The organism is Teichococcus rhizosphaerae (genome assembly GCF_002631185.1).
GTDB classification, from domain to species: Bacteria; Pseudomonadota; Alphaproteobacteria; order Acetobacterales; family Acetobacteraceae; genus Pseudoroseomonas; species Pseudoroseomonas rhizosphaerae.
In genome coordinates, this window is sequence record NZ_PDNU01000028.1 from 42,118 (window position 1) to 57,046 (window position 14,929).

12 protein-coding genes and 1 pseudogene are annotated in these 14,929 nt (G+C 76.8%); 8 read left to right on the forward strand and 5 right to left on the reverse strand.

The annotated features are described in order from the left end of the window. Nucleotides 1-28: 28 nt before the first annotated feature. The 5 genes from cobN to cobJ are packed head-to-tail and all read left to right on the forward strand — an operon-like array spanning nucleotide 29 to nucleotide 6,743. Complete coding sequence (gene cobN, locus CR162_RS14190) at nucleotides 29-3,352, forward strand: cobaltochelatase subunit CobN (protein ID WP_099096191.1); 3,324 nt, start codon at nucleotides 29-31, stop codon at nucleotides 3,350-3,352. Continuing rightward, the gene (cobG, locus tag CR162_RS14195) at nucleotides 3,330-4,613 is read left to right on the forward strand and encodes a precorrin-3B synthase (protein ID WP_099096192.1); all 1,284 of its coding nucleotides are present in this window, start codon (nucleotides 3,330-3,332) and stop codon (nucleotides 4,611-4,613) included. Before cobN ends, cobG begins: the two co-directional genes overlap by 23 nt. Further along, nucleotides 4,610-5,239 (forward strand): precorrin-8X methylmutase, encoded by a 630-nt coding sequence (locus tag CR162_RS14200; protein ID WP_099096193.1) that lies wholly within the window; start codon nucleotides 4,610-4,612, stop codon nucleotides 5,237-5,239. Before cobG ends, CR162_RS14200 begins: the two co-directional genes overlap by 4 nt. Continuing rightward, nucleotides 5,236-5,961, forward strand: coding sequence for a precorrin-2 C(20)-methyltransferase (locus tag CR162_RS14205; protein ID WP_099096194.1), 726 nt, complete (start codon nucleotides 5,236-5,238; stop codon nucleotides 5,959-5,961). The genes CR162_RS14200 and CR162_RS14205 overlap by 4 nt, the downstream gene beginning before the upstream one ends. Continuing rightward, nucleotides 5,961-6,743 carry a precorrin-3B C(17)-methyltransferase gene (gene cobJ / locus CR162_RS14210; RefSeq protein WP_099096195.1) on the forward strand — a complete coding sequence of 261 codons (783 nt, stop codon included), beginning with the start codon at nucleotides 5,961-5,963 and terminating at the stop codon, nucleotides 6,741-6,743. Before CR162_RS14205 ends, cobJ begins: the two co-directional genes overlap by 1 nt. Here cobJ and CR162_RS14215 read toward each other — a convergent pair. Further along, a complete protein-coding gene (locus tag CR162_RS14215; protein WP_099096196.1) occupies nucleotides 6,713-7,468 on the reverse strand; it encodes a cobalt-precorrin-6A reductase in 756 nt (251 codons plus the stop codon). The two genes, cobJ and CR162_RS14215, sit on opposite strands and share 31 nt — an antisense overlap. Nucleotides 7,469-7,479: 11 nt before the next feature. On the opposite strand from CR162_RS14215, the pseudogene cbiE reads away from it, so the two are divergent. From cbiE to cobM, 3 genes and pseudogenes are all read left to right on the forward strand, one after another. Beyond that, nucleotides 7,480-8,694, forward strand: a pseudogene (cbiE, locus tag CR162_RS14220) (precorrin-6y C5,15-methyltransferase (decarboxylating) subunit CbiE); the annotation flags it as partial. Next, entirely contained in the window at nucleotides 8,689-9,111 is a 423-nt protein-coding gene (locus tag CR162_RS22860) for a cobalamin biosynthesis protein (RefSeq protein WP_245870373.1), read from the forward strand. The pseudogene cbiE and the gene CR162_RS22860, both read left to right, overlap by 6 nt. A gap of 7 nt (nucleotides 9,112-9,118) precedes the next feature. Further along, complete coding sequence (gene cobM, locus CR162_RS14225; protein WP_099096198.1) at nucleotides 9,119-9,880, forward strand: precorrin-4 C(11)-methyltransferase; 762 nt, start codon at nucleotides 9,119-9,121, stop codon at nucleotides 9,878-9,880. A 104-nt stretch (nucleotides 9,881-9,984) separates the two neighbouring features. On the opposite strand, the gene CR162_RS14230 is transcribed toward cobM, so the two are convergent. The 4 genes from CR162_RS14230 to CR162_RS14245 are packed head-to-tail and all read right to left on the reverse strand — an operon-like array spanning nucleotide 9,985 to nucleotide 14,389. Further along, nucleotides 9,985-11,106: a cobalt-precorrin-5B (C(1))-methyltransferase gene (locus CR162_RS14230; RefSeq protein WP_099096199.1), complete on the reverse strand. Its 1,122-nt coding sequence runs from the start codon at nucleotides 11,104-11,106 to the stop codon at nucleotides 9,985-9,987. Nucleotides 11,107-11,154: 48 nt separating this feature from the next. Beyond that, complete coding sequence (cobS, locus tag CR162_RS14235) at nucleotides 11,155-11,907, reverse strand: adenosylcobinamide-GDP ribazoletransferase (RefSeq protein WP_099096200.1); 753 nt, start codon at nucleotides 11,905-11,907, stop codon at nucleotides 11,155-11,157. After that, nucleotides 11,904-13,058, reverse strand: a complete 1,155-nt coding sequence (cobT, locus tag CR162_RS14240; RefSeq protein WP_099096201.1) for a nicotinate-nucleotide--dimethylbenzimidazole phosphoribosyltransferase — start codon at nucleotides 13,056-13,058, stop codon at nucleotides 11,904-11,906. Before cobT ends, cobS begins: the two co-directional genes overlap by 4 nt. After that, a complete protein-coding gene (locus CR162_RS14245; protein WP_099096230.1) occupies nucleotides 13,058-14,389 on the reverse strand; it encodes a cobyrinate a,c-diamide synthase in 1,332 nt (443 codons plus the stop codon). The genes cobT and CR162_RS14245 overlap by 1 nt, the downstream gene beginning before the upstream one ends. Nucleotides 14,390-14,929: the final 540 nt, after the last annotated feature.

Sequence of the window (14,929 nt, forward strand, 5' to 3'; positions counted from 1 at the left end):
TTCTTTTTTCCAAAAAAGAACGAAAACCATGCATCTCCTGCTTCGCGAAACGCGCAGTCTGGACGAGACGGAGCAGGCCGAGGATCTTGGCCACGCTCCCGCCGACATCGTGTTGCTGTCCTTCAGCGACAGCGATCTCGGCGCCGCCGCCATGGGCTGGTCCCTGCTGCCCGAGCCGCGCCCGGCGCTGCGGCTGGCCAATCTCGCGCGGCTGCGCCACCCCATGTCGGTGGACCTCTACGCCGAGGACACGCTGGCACGCTCCCGCTGCGTGGTCATCCGCCTGCTCGGCGGACTGGAGTACTGGCGCTACGGCGCCGAGGAAGTGGCCGCCCTGTGCCGCCGCGAAGGCATCCCCCTCGCCCTCCTTCCCGGCGACGGGCGGGACGACGAGAAGCTCGCCGCCCTCTCCACCGTGCCGCCCGCGGCGTATGCGCGGATGGACGCCCTCCTGTCCGCCGGCGGGCCGAACAACCTGGCGGCGGCGCTGCGCCTCGCCGCGCACTGGGCCGGCCTCGGCCCGGACGATGGCGCCGCGCCCCTGCCGCTTCCTTCCTGCGGCGAGCACGCCCTGGGCGCGGAGGAGCACGACCCGCAGGCCGTCATCGTCTTCTACCGCTCGCACCTGCTCTCGGGCGACATCGCGCCGATGCTGGCGCTCGCCGCCGCCCTGCGCGCGCGGGGCCTGCGGGTGCGCGGCCTCTTCGTCGCCAGCCTGAAGGAGCCCGCTTCCGCCGCCCTGGCGCGGGAGAAGCTGGCATCCTGGCGCCCCGCCGTGGTGCTGAACGCCACCGCCTTCTCCGCCCGGCAGGACGGCGCCTCGCCGCTGGAGGCAGCCCGCGCGCCCATCCTCCAGCTCATCCTGTCCGGCGCCGCGCGCGCGCTGTGGGAAGCCTCGCCGCGCGGCCTGTCGCAGGGCGACCTCGCCATGCAGGTGGTGCTGCCGGAGCTGGATGGCCGTCTGCTCACCGCCGCCATCGGCTTCAAGGCGGAAGCGGAGAAGCTGCCCGGGCTGGAACAATCCCGCACCCTGCTGGCGCCGGACGAGGCCGGCATCGCGCTCGCCGCCGGCCGTGCCCTGGGCTGGGCGCGCCTCGCCGCCACGCCGCGCGCCGCGCGCCGGATCGCCGTGCTGCTGTCCGACTACCCGGCGGTGGGCGGGCAGGCGGGCCATGCCGTCGGCCTCGATTCCTTCGCCAGCCTCGCCGCCCTGCTCGAGGATCTTTCCGCCGGTGGCTACACGGCCGGGGAAGCACGGCCCGGTGCCGCGGCGCTTGCCCATGCCCTGGTGCGCGGCGAGCCATCCCCTTTCCTGCCGCTCGCCGAGTACCGCGCCGCCTTCGCCGCACTTCCCGCCGCGCTCGCGGACCGGATCACCGCCGCCTGGGGCGACCCGGCCGACGACCCCGCCTGCCGGGACGGCGCCTTCCAGGCCCGCCACCTGCGCCTCGGCCACCTGCTCCTGGCGGTGCAGCCGGACCGCGGCGGCGCGCTGGACCGTTCCGCCGCCTATCACGACCCCGACACGCCGCCGCGCCACGGCTACGTCGCCTTCTACCTGGCGCTGCGGCGGCGGGCGGATGCGCTGGTGCATCTCGGCACCCACGGCACGCTGGAATGGCTGCCCGGCAAGGCCGTGGCGCTTTCCGGGGCTTGCGCCCCCGCCGCGCTGCTGGGCGGGCTGCCGGTCATCTACCCGTTCATCGCCAACAATCCCGGCGAGGCCGCCGTGGCCCGCCGCCGCCTCGGCGCCGTCACGCTGGGGCACCTGACGCCGCCGCTGAAATCCGCCGGCCACCACGGCGCCGCCGCCGAGCTGGAGCGCCTGATCGACGAATATGCCGCCGCCGACGGGCTGGACCGCCGCCGCACCGCCTTGCTGCGCCGGACCATCCTGGAGCGCGCCGAGGAGGCGGGGCTGCTGGCCGAGGGCCACATCCCGCGCGACATCCCGGAGGAGGAGGCGCTGTCCCGCCTCGACGCCTGGCTCTGCGACGTGAAGGAATTGCAGATCCGCGACGGGCTGCACGTCTTCGGCCGCGCCCCGGCGCCGGAGCGGCGCGCCCTGTTGCTGGAGGCCCTGTGCCGCGCCACCCCCGGCTTCGATGCCGCGCGGCTGGACGCCTCGCCCCCCGCCGAGCGCGCCGCGCTGCTGGACGCGCTGGATGGCCGCTTCATCGCGCCCGGCCCCGCCGGAGCGCCCACGCGGGGCCGCGCCGACGTGCTGCCCACGGGGCGGAACCTCTACAGCATCGACCCGCGCGGCGTGCCGACCCGCTCCGCGCTCGCCCTGGCCGAGAAGGCCGCCGCCGAGCTGCTGCGCCGCCACCGCCAGGACCAGGGCGACTGGCCCCGCCACATGGTGATCGACCTGTGGGGCAGCGCCACCATGCGCACCGGCGGCGAGGACCTGGCGCTCGCCCTGCTGCTGCTCGGCGCCCGCCCGGTGTGGGACAACACCTCCGCCCGCGTCACCGGCGTGGAGATCATCCCGCTGGCCCTGCTGGACCGGCCGCGCGTCGATGTCACGCTGCGCATCTCCGGCCTGTTCCGCGACGCCTTCCCGGCGCAGATCGCGCTGTTCGACGAGGCGGTGCGCGCCGTCGCCGCGCGCGACGAGGCAGCGGAGTGGAACCCGCTCGCCGCCGCCGCGCGGGGCCTCGAAGGGGCGGCGCTGCGGCAGGCCACGGCGCGGGTCTTCGGCGCCGCGCCCGGCGCCTATGGCACGGGCGTCGAGGAGATGCTGGCGCGCGGTGCGTGGGAGCGGCGGGAGGATCTCGGCCGCGCCTGGATCGCGAACTCCGCCGCCGCCTATGGCCAGGGGCTGGACGGCACCGCCGCCCCGGAGGCGCTCCAGGCGCGGCTCGCGCTCGCCGATGCCTTTCTGCACAGCCAGGACCACGCCGAGACCGACCTGCTGGAAAGCCCCGACATCGCCGCCCATGCCGGCGGCTTCGCGGCGGCGGCCTCGCTGCTCGGCGCCGCCCCCGCCCTCTACCACGCCGACACCGCGCGGCCCGGCGCCCCGCGCCTGCGCGCCCTGCCCGAGGAGGTGGCCCGCGTGGTGCGCGGCCGCGCCGCCAACCCGGCCTGGATCGCCGGCATGATGCGCCACGGCCACCAGGGCGCCGCCGGGATCGCCCGCGCCATCGAGGCGCTGCACGGCTTCGCCGCCACCCTGCCCGCGCGCTTCGACCGGCAGTTCGACCTGCTGCATGACGCCACGATCGGGGACGAGGCCGTGGTGCGGTTCATGGAGGAACACAATCCGGAGGCGCTGGAAGCGCTCAGGGCCCGCTTCGACGAGGCACGAAGCAGGGGGCTGTGGCATGCCAGGCGCAACGACGTCTGAGCCCCGGGAGGGCGCCGCCCTCCCGGACCCTCCCGCCGGGGTGACAGTGTCACCCCGGACCCCGCCATCGGTCAGGGGGTGGTGCCCGCATCTCTTCGCGCCGATGGAAACGGGGGACGGGCTGCTGCTGCGCGTCAAGCCCTTCGGCAACCGCATCACGGCGGCCCAGGCGCGGCTGCTGGCGGAGATCGCGCCCGGCCCGGTGGAGCTGACCAACCGCGGCAACCTGCAACTGCGCGGCGTGACGCAGCCGGACGCCCTGGCCACGCCCATCGTGGCGGCGAGCCTCGCCGATCCCGATCCGGGGCGGGAAGGCCGCCGCAACATCATCGCCTCCCCGCTCATGGGCGACGACCCGAGCCTTTCCCCCGCCCTGCCCGGATGGCACGCGGCGCTCTCCGCGATCCTCGCCGGATCCGGCCCGCTGCCCGGCAAGTTCGGCGCCGTGCTGGATGGCGGCGGCGTGCTGCCGCTGGCGGGGGTGGAGTCCGACATCACCCTGCGCCTCGCCCCGGATGGCGGGGCCGTGCTCCACCTCCCCGGCCTGCCCCTGCCCGGCGTGACACCCGCCGCCCTGGCCCGGTTGACAGAAAATTTCCGCGCCACCGGCGGCCGCCGTCTGCGTGAGGCGCTGCGCCTCCACGGCGCCGGGGCCCTCCTCGCCGGCACCGGCCTCGCCGGCCTTCCCGCCGCGCCCGAGGCAGCGCCCTCGCCCGCCCCCGTGGGCTTCCACCCCTATCCCGGCATGGCGCGCGGCGCCTTCGGCCTCGCCCCTCCGTTCGGTCAGATGAATGCCGCCGCCCTCCGCGCCCTGGCGGAACTCTCAAAGGAATTCGGCGACGGCACGCTGCGGCTGACGCCCTGGCGCGCCATCCTGCTGGCGGGCGTCACGCGCCCCGCCGCGCTGCGCGCCGCCGCCCAGGGCTGGATCACCGAGCCCGCCGACCCGCGCCTGCGCATCGTCGCCTGCCCCGGCAGCGCGGGCTGCGCCAGCGGCCAGGCCGACACCCGCGCCGATGCCCTGGCGCTGCTGGCGCGCGGCGCGGTGCCAGAGCGGGGCTTGCTGCATCTCTCCGGCTGCGCCAAAGGCTGCGCGCATCCCGGCGCGGCGGCGGCGGTGCTGGTGGCGGCGCCGGATGGCTACGCCCTGCTGCGCCACGCCCGCGCCGGAGACACGCCGCGGCGCACCGGGCTCACCCTGGCCGAAGCGGCGGCCGAGCTGGAAAGCGCCGGGGCGGCGGCCGAACGGGACACGGAATGAGCGGCTACGACTACATCCGCGACGGCGCGGCGATCTACGAGAAGTCCTTCGCCACCATCCGGGCAGAGGCGGACCTTGCCGGCTTCTCGCCCGCCGAGGCGCGGGTGGCGGTGCGCGTCATCCATGCCTGTGGGCTGGTGAAGGTGGCGCGGCACATCCGCTTCGCCCCCGGCTTCACCGCCGCCGCCGAGGCCGCGCTGCGCGCCGGCGCGCCGGTGCTGTGCGACGCCAAGATGGTGGCGCAGGGCATCACCCGCCCGCGCCTGCCCGCCGACAACGAGATCCTCTGCCTGCTGGACGACCCGCGCGTGCCAGAGCATGCGCGCGCCATCGGCAACACCCGCTCCGCCGCCGCGCTGGATTTCTGGGGGGAAAGGCTGGGCGGCGCGGTGGTGGCCATCGGCAACGCGCCCACCGCCCTGTTCCACCTGCTGGAGCTGGTGGATGCCGGCGCGCCGTTGCCAGCGGCCATCATCGGCCTGCCGGTGGGCTTCGTCGGCGCCGCCGAGTCGAAGGCGGCGCTGGCGGCGTGGAACCGCGTGCCCTGGATGATCGTGGAAGGCCGGCAGGGCGGCAGCGCCATGGCGGTCGCCGCCGTCAACGCGCTGGCGACCGAGCGCGAATGAGCGGGACGCTGCACATCCTGGGCGTCGGGCCGGGTGACCCCGAGCTGGTGACGCTGCGCGCCGCGCGCATCCTGGGGCGGGCGCCGGCCTATGCCTTCTTCGCCCGGCGCGGGCGGGTGGGGCATGCCGTCACCATTGCCGCGCCGCACCTCAATCCGGCGGCCGAGGCGCTGCGCTTCGAATATCCCCACACCACCGAGATCCCGGTGGAGGATGCCCGATATGCCGAGGGCATGACGGCCTTCTACGACAACTGCGCCGGGGCGCTGGCCGCGCGCCTCGCGGCCGGGGAGGACGTGGCGCTGCTCTGCGAGGGCGACCCGTTCCTGTACGGCTCGGCCATGTACCTGTTTGACCGGCTGCGGGCGCGCTTTCCCGTCGCGGTGACGCCGGGCATCACCGCCATGTCCGGCTGCTGGTCGCGCGCCGCCGCCCCCATGGTGCATGGCGACGATGTCCTTTCCGTCCTGCCCGCCACCATGCCGGCGGAGGCGCTCGCCAAGGCGCTGCGCGGCTGCGACGCGGCGGTGGTGATGAAGCTCGGCCGCAACCTGCCCAAGCTGCGCGCCGTGCTGGCGGCGCTGGGCCTGACGGAGCGCGCCATCTATGCCGAGCGCGGCACCATGCCCGGCGAGGTGGTGATGCCGCTGGCCGCGCGCGACGACAGCCCCGCCCCCTATTTCTCGCTCGTCCTCATCCCCGGCCGCCAGGGCGCCCGCTGATGCCGGGCGACGCCGCGCCGCCCTCCTCCTGGCTGAAGGTGATCGGCCTCGGCCCCGGCGCCGGCGCGCTGCGCACGCCGGAGGCCAGCGCGGCCCTGGCGGAGGCCACGGACATCATCGGCTATGGCCCCTATGTCGCCCGCGTGCCGCTGCTCCCCGGCCAGCGCCGCCACGGGACGGACAACCGCCAGGAGCTGGAGCGCGCCCGCCACGCCCTTTCCCTGGCGGCGGAGGGCGCGCGGGTGGCGGTGGTCTCCTCCGGCGATGCCGGGGTCTTCGCCATGGCCAGCGCGGTGTTCGAGGCGCTGGAGAGCGGGCCGGAGGCGTGGCGCGCGCTGGACATCGCGGTGCTGCCGGGGCTTTCGGCCATGTTCGCCGCCGCCGCGCGGCTGGGCGCGCCGCTCGGGCATGATTTCTGCGCCATCTCGCTGTCCGACAACCTCAAGCCCTGGGCGCTGGTGGAGCGCAGGCTCCAGGCGGCGGCGGAGGCGGGCTTCGTGGTCGCGCTCTACAACCCCATCTCGCGCGCGCGGCCCTGGCAGCTCGGGCGCGCCTTCGAGATCCTGCGCGGCATCCTGCCCGGCACGGTGCCGGTGGCCTTCGCCACCGCCGTCAGCCGGCCGGACGAGGCGCTCGGGATCCAGCCCCTGGCGGAGGCCGACCCGGCGCGGGCGGACATGCGCACCCTGGTGCTGGTGGGCACGGCGCAGAGCCGGCTGATTTCGCGCGGGAGGGGCCAGCGCCCCTGGCTCTACGCGCCGCGCTCGGCGAGCAGCCCGTGAAGCCAGGCCAGCGCCGAGGCCGCGTCCGGCACCGTGGCCAGCCCCGGCGGATCGGGCGGGCGGGCCAGCAGCAGCACCGGCAGCCCGGCCTCGCGCGCCGCCAGGAGCTTGGCCTGCGTGGCGGTGCCGCCGGAATTCTTGCTGACCAGCACCTCGATGCGGTGCTCGCGCAGCAGGGCGCGCTCGCCGTCCAGCGCGAAGGGGCCGGTGGCGGTGATCACGGTGGCCTGGGGCGGCAGGCTTTCCGGCGCCGGCGGATCGACGCTGCGGATCAGGTAGCGGTGCCAGGGCGCGGCACGGAAGGGCGCCAGCTCCTTCTGCCCCACCGTCAGCCAGACGCGGCGCGGCGTTTCCCCCAGGGCGGCGGCGATGGCGGCCATGTCCGGGAACTCGGCCCAGTTGTCGCCGGGGCCGGGGCGCCAGGCGGGGCGCGCCACCCGCAGCAGCTTCACGCCCGCCACCGCGGCGGCCCCGGCGGCGTTGCGCGTCATCCGCGCGGCGAAGGGGTGGGTGGCGTCCACCAGCGCCCCGATGCCCTCCGCGCGCAGGAATGCCGCCAGCCCCTCCACGCCGCCGAAGCCGCCCATCCGCGCCGGCAGGGGCTGCGCCAAGGGCGCCCGCGTGGCGCCGGCCAGGGACAGGGTGGCCCGGAAGCGCGCATCGCCGGCCAGGGAGCGGGCCAGCGCCCGTGCCTCCGTCGTTCCCCCCAGCAGCAGAACCCGCATCGCGCCTCGCCATGAACAGCACACCCTGGCTTTCCATCATCGGGCTGGGCGAGGACGGCGTCGAGGGACTGCCCGCCGCGGCGCGGGCGCTGCTGGAAGGGGCGGAGGCGGTGTTCGGCGGACAGCGCCACCTGGCGCTGGCGGCGGGGCATATCCGCGGCTCCGCCCATCCCTGGCCCAGCCCGATGCTGGCCGGGCTGCCCACCCTGCTGGCGCGGCGCGGCCGGCCGACGGCGGTGCTCGCCTCGGGCGATCCCTTCTGCTTCGGCATCGGCGCCACGCTGGCGCGGCACGTTCCGCCGGAGGAGTTCCTGTGCCTGCCCGCCCCTTCGGCCTTCGCGCTGGCCTGCGCCCGGCTGGGCTGGGCGATGCAGGACTGCGCCACCCTGTCCTTCTGCGGCCGGCCGCTGGAGCGGCTGGTGCCGCTGCTGCAGCCGGGCGCGCGCATCCTGGCGCTCTCGGCCGATGCGGAGACGCCCGCGCAGGTGGCGGCGCTGCTGCGCGGCCTCGGCCTCGGCCCGACGCGGATGGCGGTGCTGGAAGCGATGGGCGGCCCGCGCGAGCGCCGCCACGACACCACCGCCGCCGGCTTCGCCCACGCGCCGGACCCGCTGAACATGCTGGCGCTGGAGGTGGTGCCCGGCCCCGGCGCGCGGGTGCTGCCGCTGGCGCCCGGCCTGCCGGAGGATGCCTTCGAGCAGGACGGGCAGATCACCAAGCGCGAGGTGCGGGCGGTGACGCTGGCCATGCTGGCGCCGCGCCAGGGCGAGCTGCTGTGGGACATCGGCTGCGGCAGCGGCTCGGTGGCCATCGAGTGGATGCTGCGGCACCCGGCCAACCGCGCCATCGGGCTGGAGCCCCGGCCCGAGCGGGCGGCGCAGGCGGCGCGCAACGCGCTGGCGCTGGGCGTGCCCGGGCTGCGCCTGGTTCGGCAGGCCGCGCCAGACGGTCTCGCCGGCCTGCCCGCGCCGGACGCCGTGTTCGTGGGCGGCGGCGGCGCCCGGCCCGGCGTGCTGGAGGCGGCCTGGGAGGCGCTGCGCCCCGGTGGCCGCCTGGTGGCCAATGCCGTGACGCTGGAAACCGAGGCCGTGCTCTACGCCGCCCAGGACCGCTGGGGTGGCGCGTTGGCGCGCCTCGGCGTGGAGCGCCTGGACCGTGTCGGCGCCATGCGCGCCTTCCGCCCCGCCATGACCGTGACGCAATACGCGGCTGAGAAACCGATGGCGGGGTCTGGGGAGACACTGTCTCCCCAGCGGTGGGGTCCAGGGGAGGCAGCGCCTCCCCTGGCCGTGGCGGGGTTAGGCGCCCGCCCCGGCGTTTCTGCTTCTGCTGTGGTCGCCCTGGTCCGCGAGGCCGAGCAGCGCTCCGGCCTGCGCGTCGGCGCCCTGGCCGCCCCCTGGTTCCGCCGCGACGTGGCCGCGCTGACCGAGGCCGCCGCCACGCTCGGCCTGCCGCTGCACTGGGTGGAGGAGGAGGCGCTGAGCGCCGCGCAGCCCCGCTGCCCCACCCCATCCGAGACTGCGCGCCGCGCCACCGGCTACGCCGCCATCGCCGAGGGCTGCGCCCTGGCCCTGGGCGGGCGGCTGGCGCTGCCGCGCATCGCCGGGGAGGGCGTGACCTGCGCGCTCTCGGTGGAGGAATAGGAACGCGATGACCGTGCATTTCATCGGCGCCGGCCCCGGCGCGCCGGACCTGATCACGCTGCGGGGCCGGGACCTGCTGGCTGCCTGCCCGGTCTGCCTTTACGCCGGCTCCATCGTGCCGCCGGCGCTGCTGGCGCATTGCCCGCCCGGCGCCCGGCTGGTGGACACGGCGCCGCTCGACCTCGACGCCATCGAGGCCGAGCTCCTCCGCGCCCACCGGGCGGGGCAGGACGTGGCGCGGCTGCATTCGGGCGACCTGTCCGTGTGGTCGGCCATGGCGGAGCAGGTGCGGCGGCTGGAGAAGCACGGCATCCCCTACACGGTCACGCCCGGCGTGCCGGCCTTCGCCGCCGCGGCCGCCGCCCTGGGGCGGGAGCTGACGGTGCCGGAGCTGGCGCAGAGCGTGGTGCTGACGCGCATCTCCGGCCGCGCCTCCGCCATGCCCCCGCGCGAGACGCTGGAAGCCTTCGGCGCCACGGGCGCCACGCTGGCGCTGCACCTGGCGATCCACGCGCTGGGCCGGATCGTCGAGACGCTGACCCCGCTCTACGGCGCGGACTGCCCGGTGGCCGTCGTGGTGCGCGCCTCCTGGCCGGATGAGCGGGTGGTGCGCGGCAGGCTGGGCGACATCGTGGCGCGGATGGCGGAGGCCCCGGCCGAGCGCACGGCGCTGATCCTGGTGGGGCCGGCCCTGGCGCCGGAGGGCTTCCGCGAGAGCGCGCTCTACAGCACGGACTACCAGCGCCGCTTCCGCGGGCGGGGCGAGTAGCCGGAGCATTCTCCGTTCGCCCATGCTCACCGCGAATGCTCTGGCTCATGGTTTGTGCGGGCATCTTCACCCGATCGGGTGAACCCGCCTGACCGGGATTTGCTCTACCCAGGCGCCACGCTTTCCGCCAGCAGCGCGCCGTCCCGCCCGAACAGGGCGACATCCACGCGGATGGGGCCGCCCTCCACCACGCGCTGCGCGACCAGGCGCGCCCGCTCCGCCACCGCCGCCGGCAGGGCGATGCTCTCCTCCCGCGCCAGGGTGAAGGCTTCCAGCGCCGTGTTGGCGGCGGCGATGCGGGCCGCCAGCGCCTCGCTGCCGCCCCCCTCGTGCGCCAGGGCGGCGAGCGCCGGCAGGTCCACCGCGCCGCGGCGGGAATGCAGGTCCAGCCGCCCCTGGGCCAGCTTGGTCAGCTTGGCCAGGCCCCCCGCGATTGTGACGCGCGGCACCGGGTGCGCCCGCAGGTATTTCAGCATGCCGCCGACGAAGTCGCCCATGTCGATCAGCGCCTGCTCGGGCAGGGCATGGTGGCGGCGGACGGCCTCCTCGCTGGTGCTGCCGGTGGCGCCGGCCACATGGGCGAGGCCCGCCGCCCGCGCCACGTCGATGCCGCGATGGATGGAGTGGATCCAGGCCGCGCAGGAATAGGGCACCACGATGCCGGTGGTGCCCAGCACGGACAGCCCGCCCAGGATGCCGAGGCGCGGGTTCATGGTCCGCTCCGCCAGCGCCGCGCCGCCGGGGATGGAGATTTCCACCAGCGCATCGGCCTCGGCGCCGGCCACCTCCGCCAGGGCGGCGCGGATCATGGCGCGCGGCATGGGGTTGATGGCGGGCTCGCCGGGCGGCAGGGGCAGGCCGGGCAGCGTGACGGTGCCCACCCCTTCCCCGGCGGCGAAGACCACGCCGGAGCCGGGCGGCAGCCGATGCACCGTGGCGCGGATCAGGGCGCCATGCGTCACGTCCGGATCGTCGCCGGCATCCTTCACCACGGCGGCCATGGCGCCGCCATCCGGCAGCAGGGCGTGCTCGGCCAGGGCGAAGGCCGGGCGCTCGCCGCGCGGCAGGGTGATGGCCACCGGGTCGGGGAAGGCGCCGGTGCGCAGCGCGGCGAAGGCGGCCTTGGCCGCCGCCGTGGCGCAGGCGCCGGTGGTCCAGCCCCGGCGCAGCGGAAGGTTGTCGGGCTGCACGCGCCTAGCTGTATCGCCGGCGCCCGTTCCTGTCATGCGCCCCCTGTCACGCGGCGGGAACATCCGGAAGCCGGAGGGGGAAAGTCAGCGGCCCAGAAGCAGCGCCGTGAGCGCCGCGCACTCGGCGAGGACGGCGCAGCCCCCCAGCACGTCGCCCGTATGCCCGCCGACCTGCCGCCTCGCCAGCAGGGCGACGCCCAGCCCCGCCAGCACCGCCGCGAGGAGGGCGGAAAGCGCCCCACCCGGCGGCAGCAGCAGGAAGGCCAGCGCTGCGCCCACGGCCAGCCCCGGCGCCACGCCCGCGCGGCCAAGCCCGGCCGCCAGCCCATCGGCGCGGGCGGGCGGCAGCAGGCCGAGCGGCACCAGCAGCGCGGCGCGGGACAGCGCTCCGGCGGCCGCCATCATGAGCAGGGGCGAGGGCAGCAGCGCCAGCGCCGTGCCGCGCAGGAACAGGGAGAGCAGCAGCGCCAGGGCGCCGAAGCTGCCGATGCGGCTGTCGCGCATGATGGCCAGCTTGCGCGCGCGGTCGCGGCCGCCGCCGAAGCCGTCGGCCATGTCGGCCAGGCCGTCCTCGTGCAGGGCGCCGGTCAGCAGCAGCAGGGCGGCCAGCGACCAGGGCGCGGCCAGGGCGGGCGGCAGGCCAAGCCCCACCAGCAGCGCCTGCGCCCCGCCCGCGACGCCGCCCGCCAGCGCGCCCACCAGCGGATAGGCCCAGGCGGCGCGGGCGAAGCCCGCGGCATCGGCCGGCATGGGCCAGCGCCCCAGCGGCAGGCGCGTCAGCAGGCCCAGCGCGGCGCCAAGCTCGCGCCCGCGCGCCGCCAGCCAGCCGCCGGTCATCCGGCGCCCGTCCCGCCTTGCTCCGCGCGCTCCGCCACATCCTCTTCCGCGCGCTCCGCCACGCCCTCTTCCGCGCGCTCCGCCACGCCCTCTTCCGCGCGCTCCGCGACGCCCTCTTCCGTGCGCTCCGCGACGCCCGCCTCGGCGAAGGTGGCCATGCCGGCATGGCAGGCGAGGGCGGCGCGCAGCAGCGGCACGGCGAGGGCGGCGCCCGATGCCTCGCCGAGCCGCATCCCCAGGTCGAGCAGCGGCTCCTGCCCCAGCTCGTCCAGCAGCCGCGCATGGCCGGCCTCGGCCGAGCGGTGCGCCACCAGCGCGTGATCCAGGCCGCCGGGAGCCAGGCAGGCCAGCGGCGCGGCGGCGGCGGTGCAGACGAAGCCGTCCAGCAGCACCGGCACGCCACGCCGCCGCGCCTCCAGCGCCGCGCCCAGGATGGCGGCCAGCTCGCGTCCGCCCAGGCGGCGGGCGGCCTCCAGCGGGTCGGCCAGGGACGCGGCATGGCGCGCCAGGGCCGCGTCGATGGCGGCGCGCTTGCGGTCCAGGCCGGCCGCGTCCACGCCCGTGCCGCGCCCGGCCCAGGCGGCGCCATCGCCGCCGAACAGCGCCGCCGCCAGCGCCGCCCCCGCCGTGGTGTTGCCGATGCCCATCTCGCCCAGGCAGAGCAGGCCGAGGCCGGGCTCCAGGGCGGCGGCGCCCTGGTTCAGCGCCGCCAGGAACTCCTCCTCGCCGAGCGCGGGGGCGGCGGTGAAGTCGGCGGTGGGCGCGTCCAGCGCCAGCGGCACCACGCGCAGCCGGGCGCCTGCGGCCGCGGCGAGCTGGTTGATGGCGGCGCCGCCGGCGGCGAAGTTGGCCACCATCTGCGCCGTCACCGCCGCCGGATAGGGCGAGACGCCGCGCGCCGCCACGCCATGGTTGCCGGCGAAGACCAGCACCTGCACCCGCTCCAGCACCGGCATGGCGCGGCGCTGCCAGCGCGCCAGCCAGGCGGCCAGCGCCTCCAGCCGGCCCAGGCTGCCCGGCGGCTTGGTGAGGCGCGCCTGCCGGGCGGCGACGGCGGCGGCGGCGGCCTCGTCGCCGGCGGGCGGCGCGGTGCAGGCGGCGCGGACGGCCTCCAGGCTGGCAAAGGGAAGCGGGCCGGAAAGGGCGGGCATCATGGCTCCTGCGCGGCGATGACGTGGAAGAAGCCGCCGCTGACCCGGCCGCGCCGGCCGCCCCCCGGCCCCAGCGGGGTGCCATGGGCGTCGGCCAGCAGGGCGAGCGGCGGATCGGCACCGGGCGTGGTCACGGTGGCGTAGTGGAACTCGTGGCCGCGCAGCACGGTGCCGGCGGGGCCGAGCACGCCATCGGCCAGCAGCCGCGCCTCGCGATAGCCGAGATTCATCTTCCGCCGCGCGAAGCTGGTGGCGTGGCCGAGCAGGCCGGCCATGGCGTGGCGGGTTCCTTCCGCATCCTCCAGCCCCTCGCCCAGCACCATGTGGCCGCCGCACTCGCCATGCACCGGACGATGCGCGGCGAAGCGGCGCAGCCCGGACAGGAAGCGGGCGGCGGCGGCGATCCGGCCGGCATGCAGCTCCGGATAGCCGCCGGGCAGCCAGCAGGCGTCGCAATCCCCCGGGGGCGGCTCGTCGGCCAGGGGGGAGAAGGGCACCAGCTCCGCCCCGCTCCGCCGCCAGCCCTCGGCCAGATGGGGGTAGAGGAAGCTGAAGGCCGCGTCCTCCGCCACCGCGACGCGCTGGCCCGGAGGCGGCAGGAGCCGGGGCGCGGGGGTGGGCGGGGAAGCGGAGGCGGCGCGCAGCGGCACGGCGCCGGCCAGGATGGCGTCCAGGTCGAGATGGGCCTCCGCCAGATCGGCCAGGCGGTCCAGCAGCGCGGGCAGGCTGCCCAGCTCGCGCGCCTGGACCAGCCCGAGATGCCGCTCCGGCAGGGCGATGGCCGGCTCGCGCGGCAGGGCGCCCAGCACCGGCAGGCCGGCTTCCGCGATGGCCTTGGCGGCGCCGCGCCGGTGCCGGGGGCTGGCCACGCGGTTCAGCACCACGCCCCCCACCCGCACATCGGGCCGGTGGGTGGCGAAGCCGCGCGCCACCGCGGCGGCCGATTGCGACTGGCCGGAGATGTCGAGCAGCAGCAGCACCGGCAGGCCGAGCCGCGCGGCGAGGTCGGCGGCGCTGCCATCCCGGCCCGGCGCGCCGCCGGCGCCGTCGAACAGCCCCATGGCGGATTCGACCAGCAGCAGGGAAAGCCCTTCCGCCGCCGCCCGCGCCGTGGCGTCGAGCAGCGGGCCGGGCATGGCCCAGCTGTCCAGGTTGGGGCTGGGGCGGCCGCAGGCGGCGGCGTGGAAGGCGGGGTCGATGTAGTCGGGGCCGGACTTGGCGGCGCCCACGGCCAGGCCCCGCCGCCGCAGCGCGGCCAGCAACGCCAGGGTCAGGGTGCTCTTGCCGGCGCCCGAGCGGGGCGCCGCGACGATCCATCCGCGCGTGGTCATGCCGGCCTGCTCCAAGCCCTCCCGTTCCTGCCCCTGGCCCGTGCCGCGCCGGGCGGGCCGGGCGCGGGGCGGCGCGGCTTAGCACGATTCGGCGCCGCCGCGCGCCACCCGCGCTCCTTCAGCCTGATGCGCCGGGAACACAGTGCAGACGCCAGCGCAGCAATACAGCATAACAACTTGATTTCGCGGGAGCACAATCGGTGCCGCCCCTCGTTCTCGCCCTTGCCCTGGCCGGGGGCGTCACGGTATTCAGCGCCGGGCACCACCGCGCCGCCGCCCTGATGCCTTCCGGCCAGCCCGGCCCCGCCGCCCCAGCGCGCGACCGGGCGGGGCGCCCGGAGCCGCATCCGGTCGCGGCGCCTCCCTGCCCCGGGGCGGGGGCCGGACCGGGAACGGGCACGGCCCCGCCGCCCACGCATTCCAGGTTTTCCGCAGCCAGTCCGCGGCCAGTCACCGCGCGGTTTTCAAGAACGGAGAGGAGAGGGGCATGGTTCAGCACCACCCGCTTCCAAACACGCGCCCGACCATGCCCCCCGCCGG

Coding starts and splice junctions, on each gene's coding strand:
- cobN (WP_099096191.1), top strand. CDS start 29: ATGCATCTCCTGCTTCGCGAAACGCGCAGTCTGGACGAGACGGAGCAG.
- cobG (WP_099096192.1), top strand. CDS start 3,330: ATGCCAGGCGCAACGACGTCTGAGCCCCGGGAGGGCGCCGCCCTCCCG.
- CR162_RS14200 (WP_099096193.1), top strand. CDS start 4,610: ATGAGCGGCTACGACTACATCCGCGACGGCGCGGCGATCTACGAGAAG.
- CR162_RS14205 (WP_099096194.1), top strand. CDS start 5,236: ATGAGCGGGACGCTGCACATCCTGGGCGTCGGGCCGGGTGACCCCGAG.
- cobJ (WP_099096195.1), top strand. CDS start 5,961: ATGCCGGGCGACGCCGCGCCGCCCTCCTCCTGGCTGAAGGTGATCGGC.
- CR162_RS14215 (WP_099096196.1), bottom strand. CDS start 7,468: ATGCGGGTTCTGCTGCTGGGGGGAACGACGGAGGCACGGGCGCTGGCC.
- CR162_RS22860 (WP_245870373.1), top strand. CDS start 8,689: ATGGCGGGGTCTGGGGAGACACTGTCTCCCCAGCGGTGGGGTCCAGGG.
- cobM (WP_099096198.1), top strand. CDS start 9,119: ATGACCGTGCATTTCATCGGCGCCGGCCCCGGCGCGCCGGACCTGATC.
- CR162_RS14230 (WP_099096199.1), bottom strand. CDS start 11,106: ATGACAGGAACGGGCGCCGGCGATACAGCTAGGCGCGTGCAGCCCGAC.
- cobS (WP_099096200.1), bottom strand. CDS start 11,907: ATGACCGGCGGCTGGCTGGCGGCGCGCGGGCGCGAGCTTGGCGCCGCG.
- cobT (WP_099096201.1), bottom strand. CDS start 13,058: ATGCCCGCCCTTTCCGGCCCGCTTCCCTTTGCCAGCCTGGAGGCCGTC.
- CR162_RS14245 (WP_099096230.1), bottom strand. CDS start 14,389: ATGACCACGCGCGGATGGATCGTCGCGGCGCCCCGCTCGGGCGCCGGC.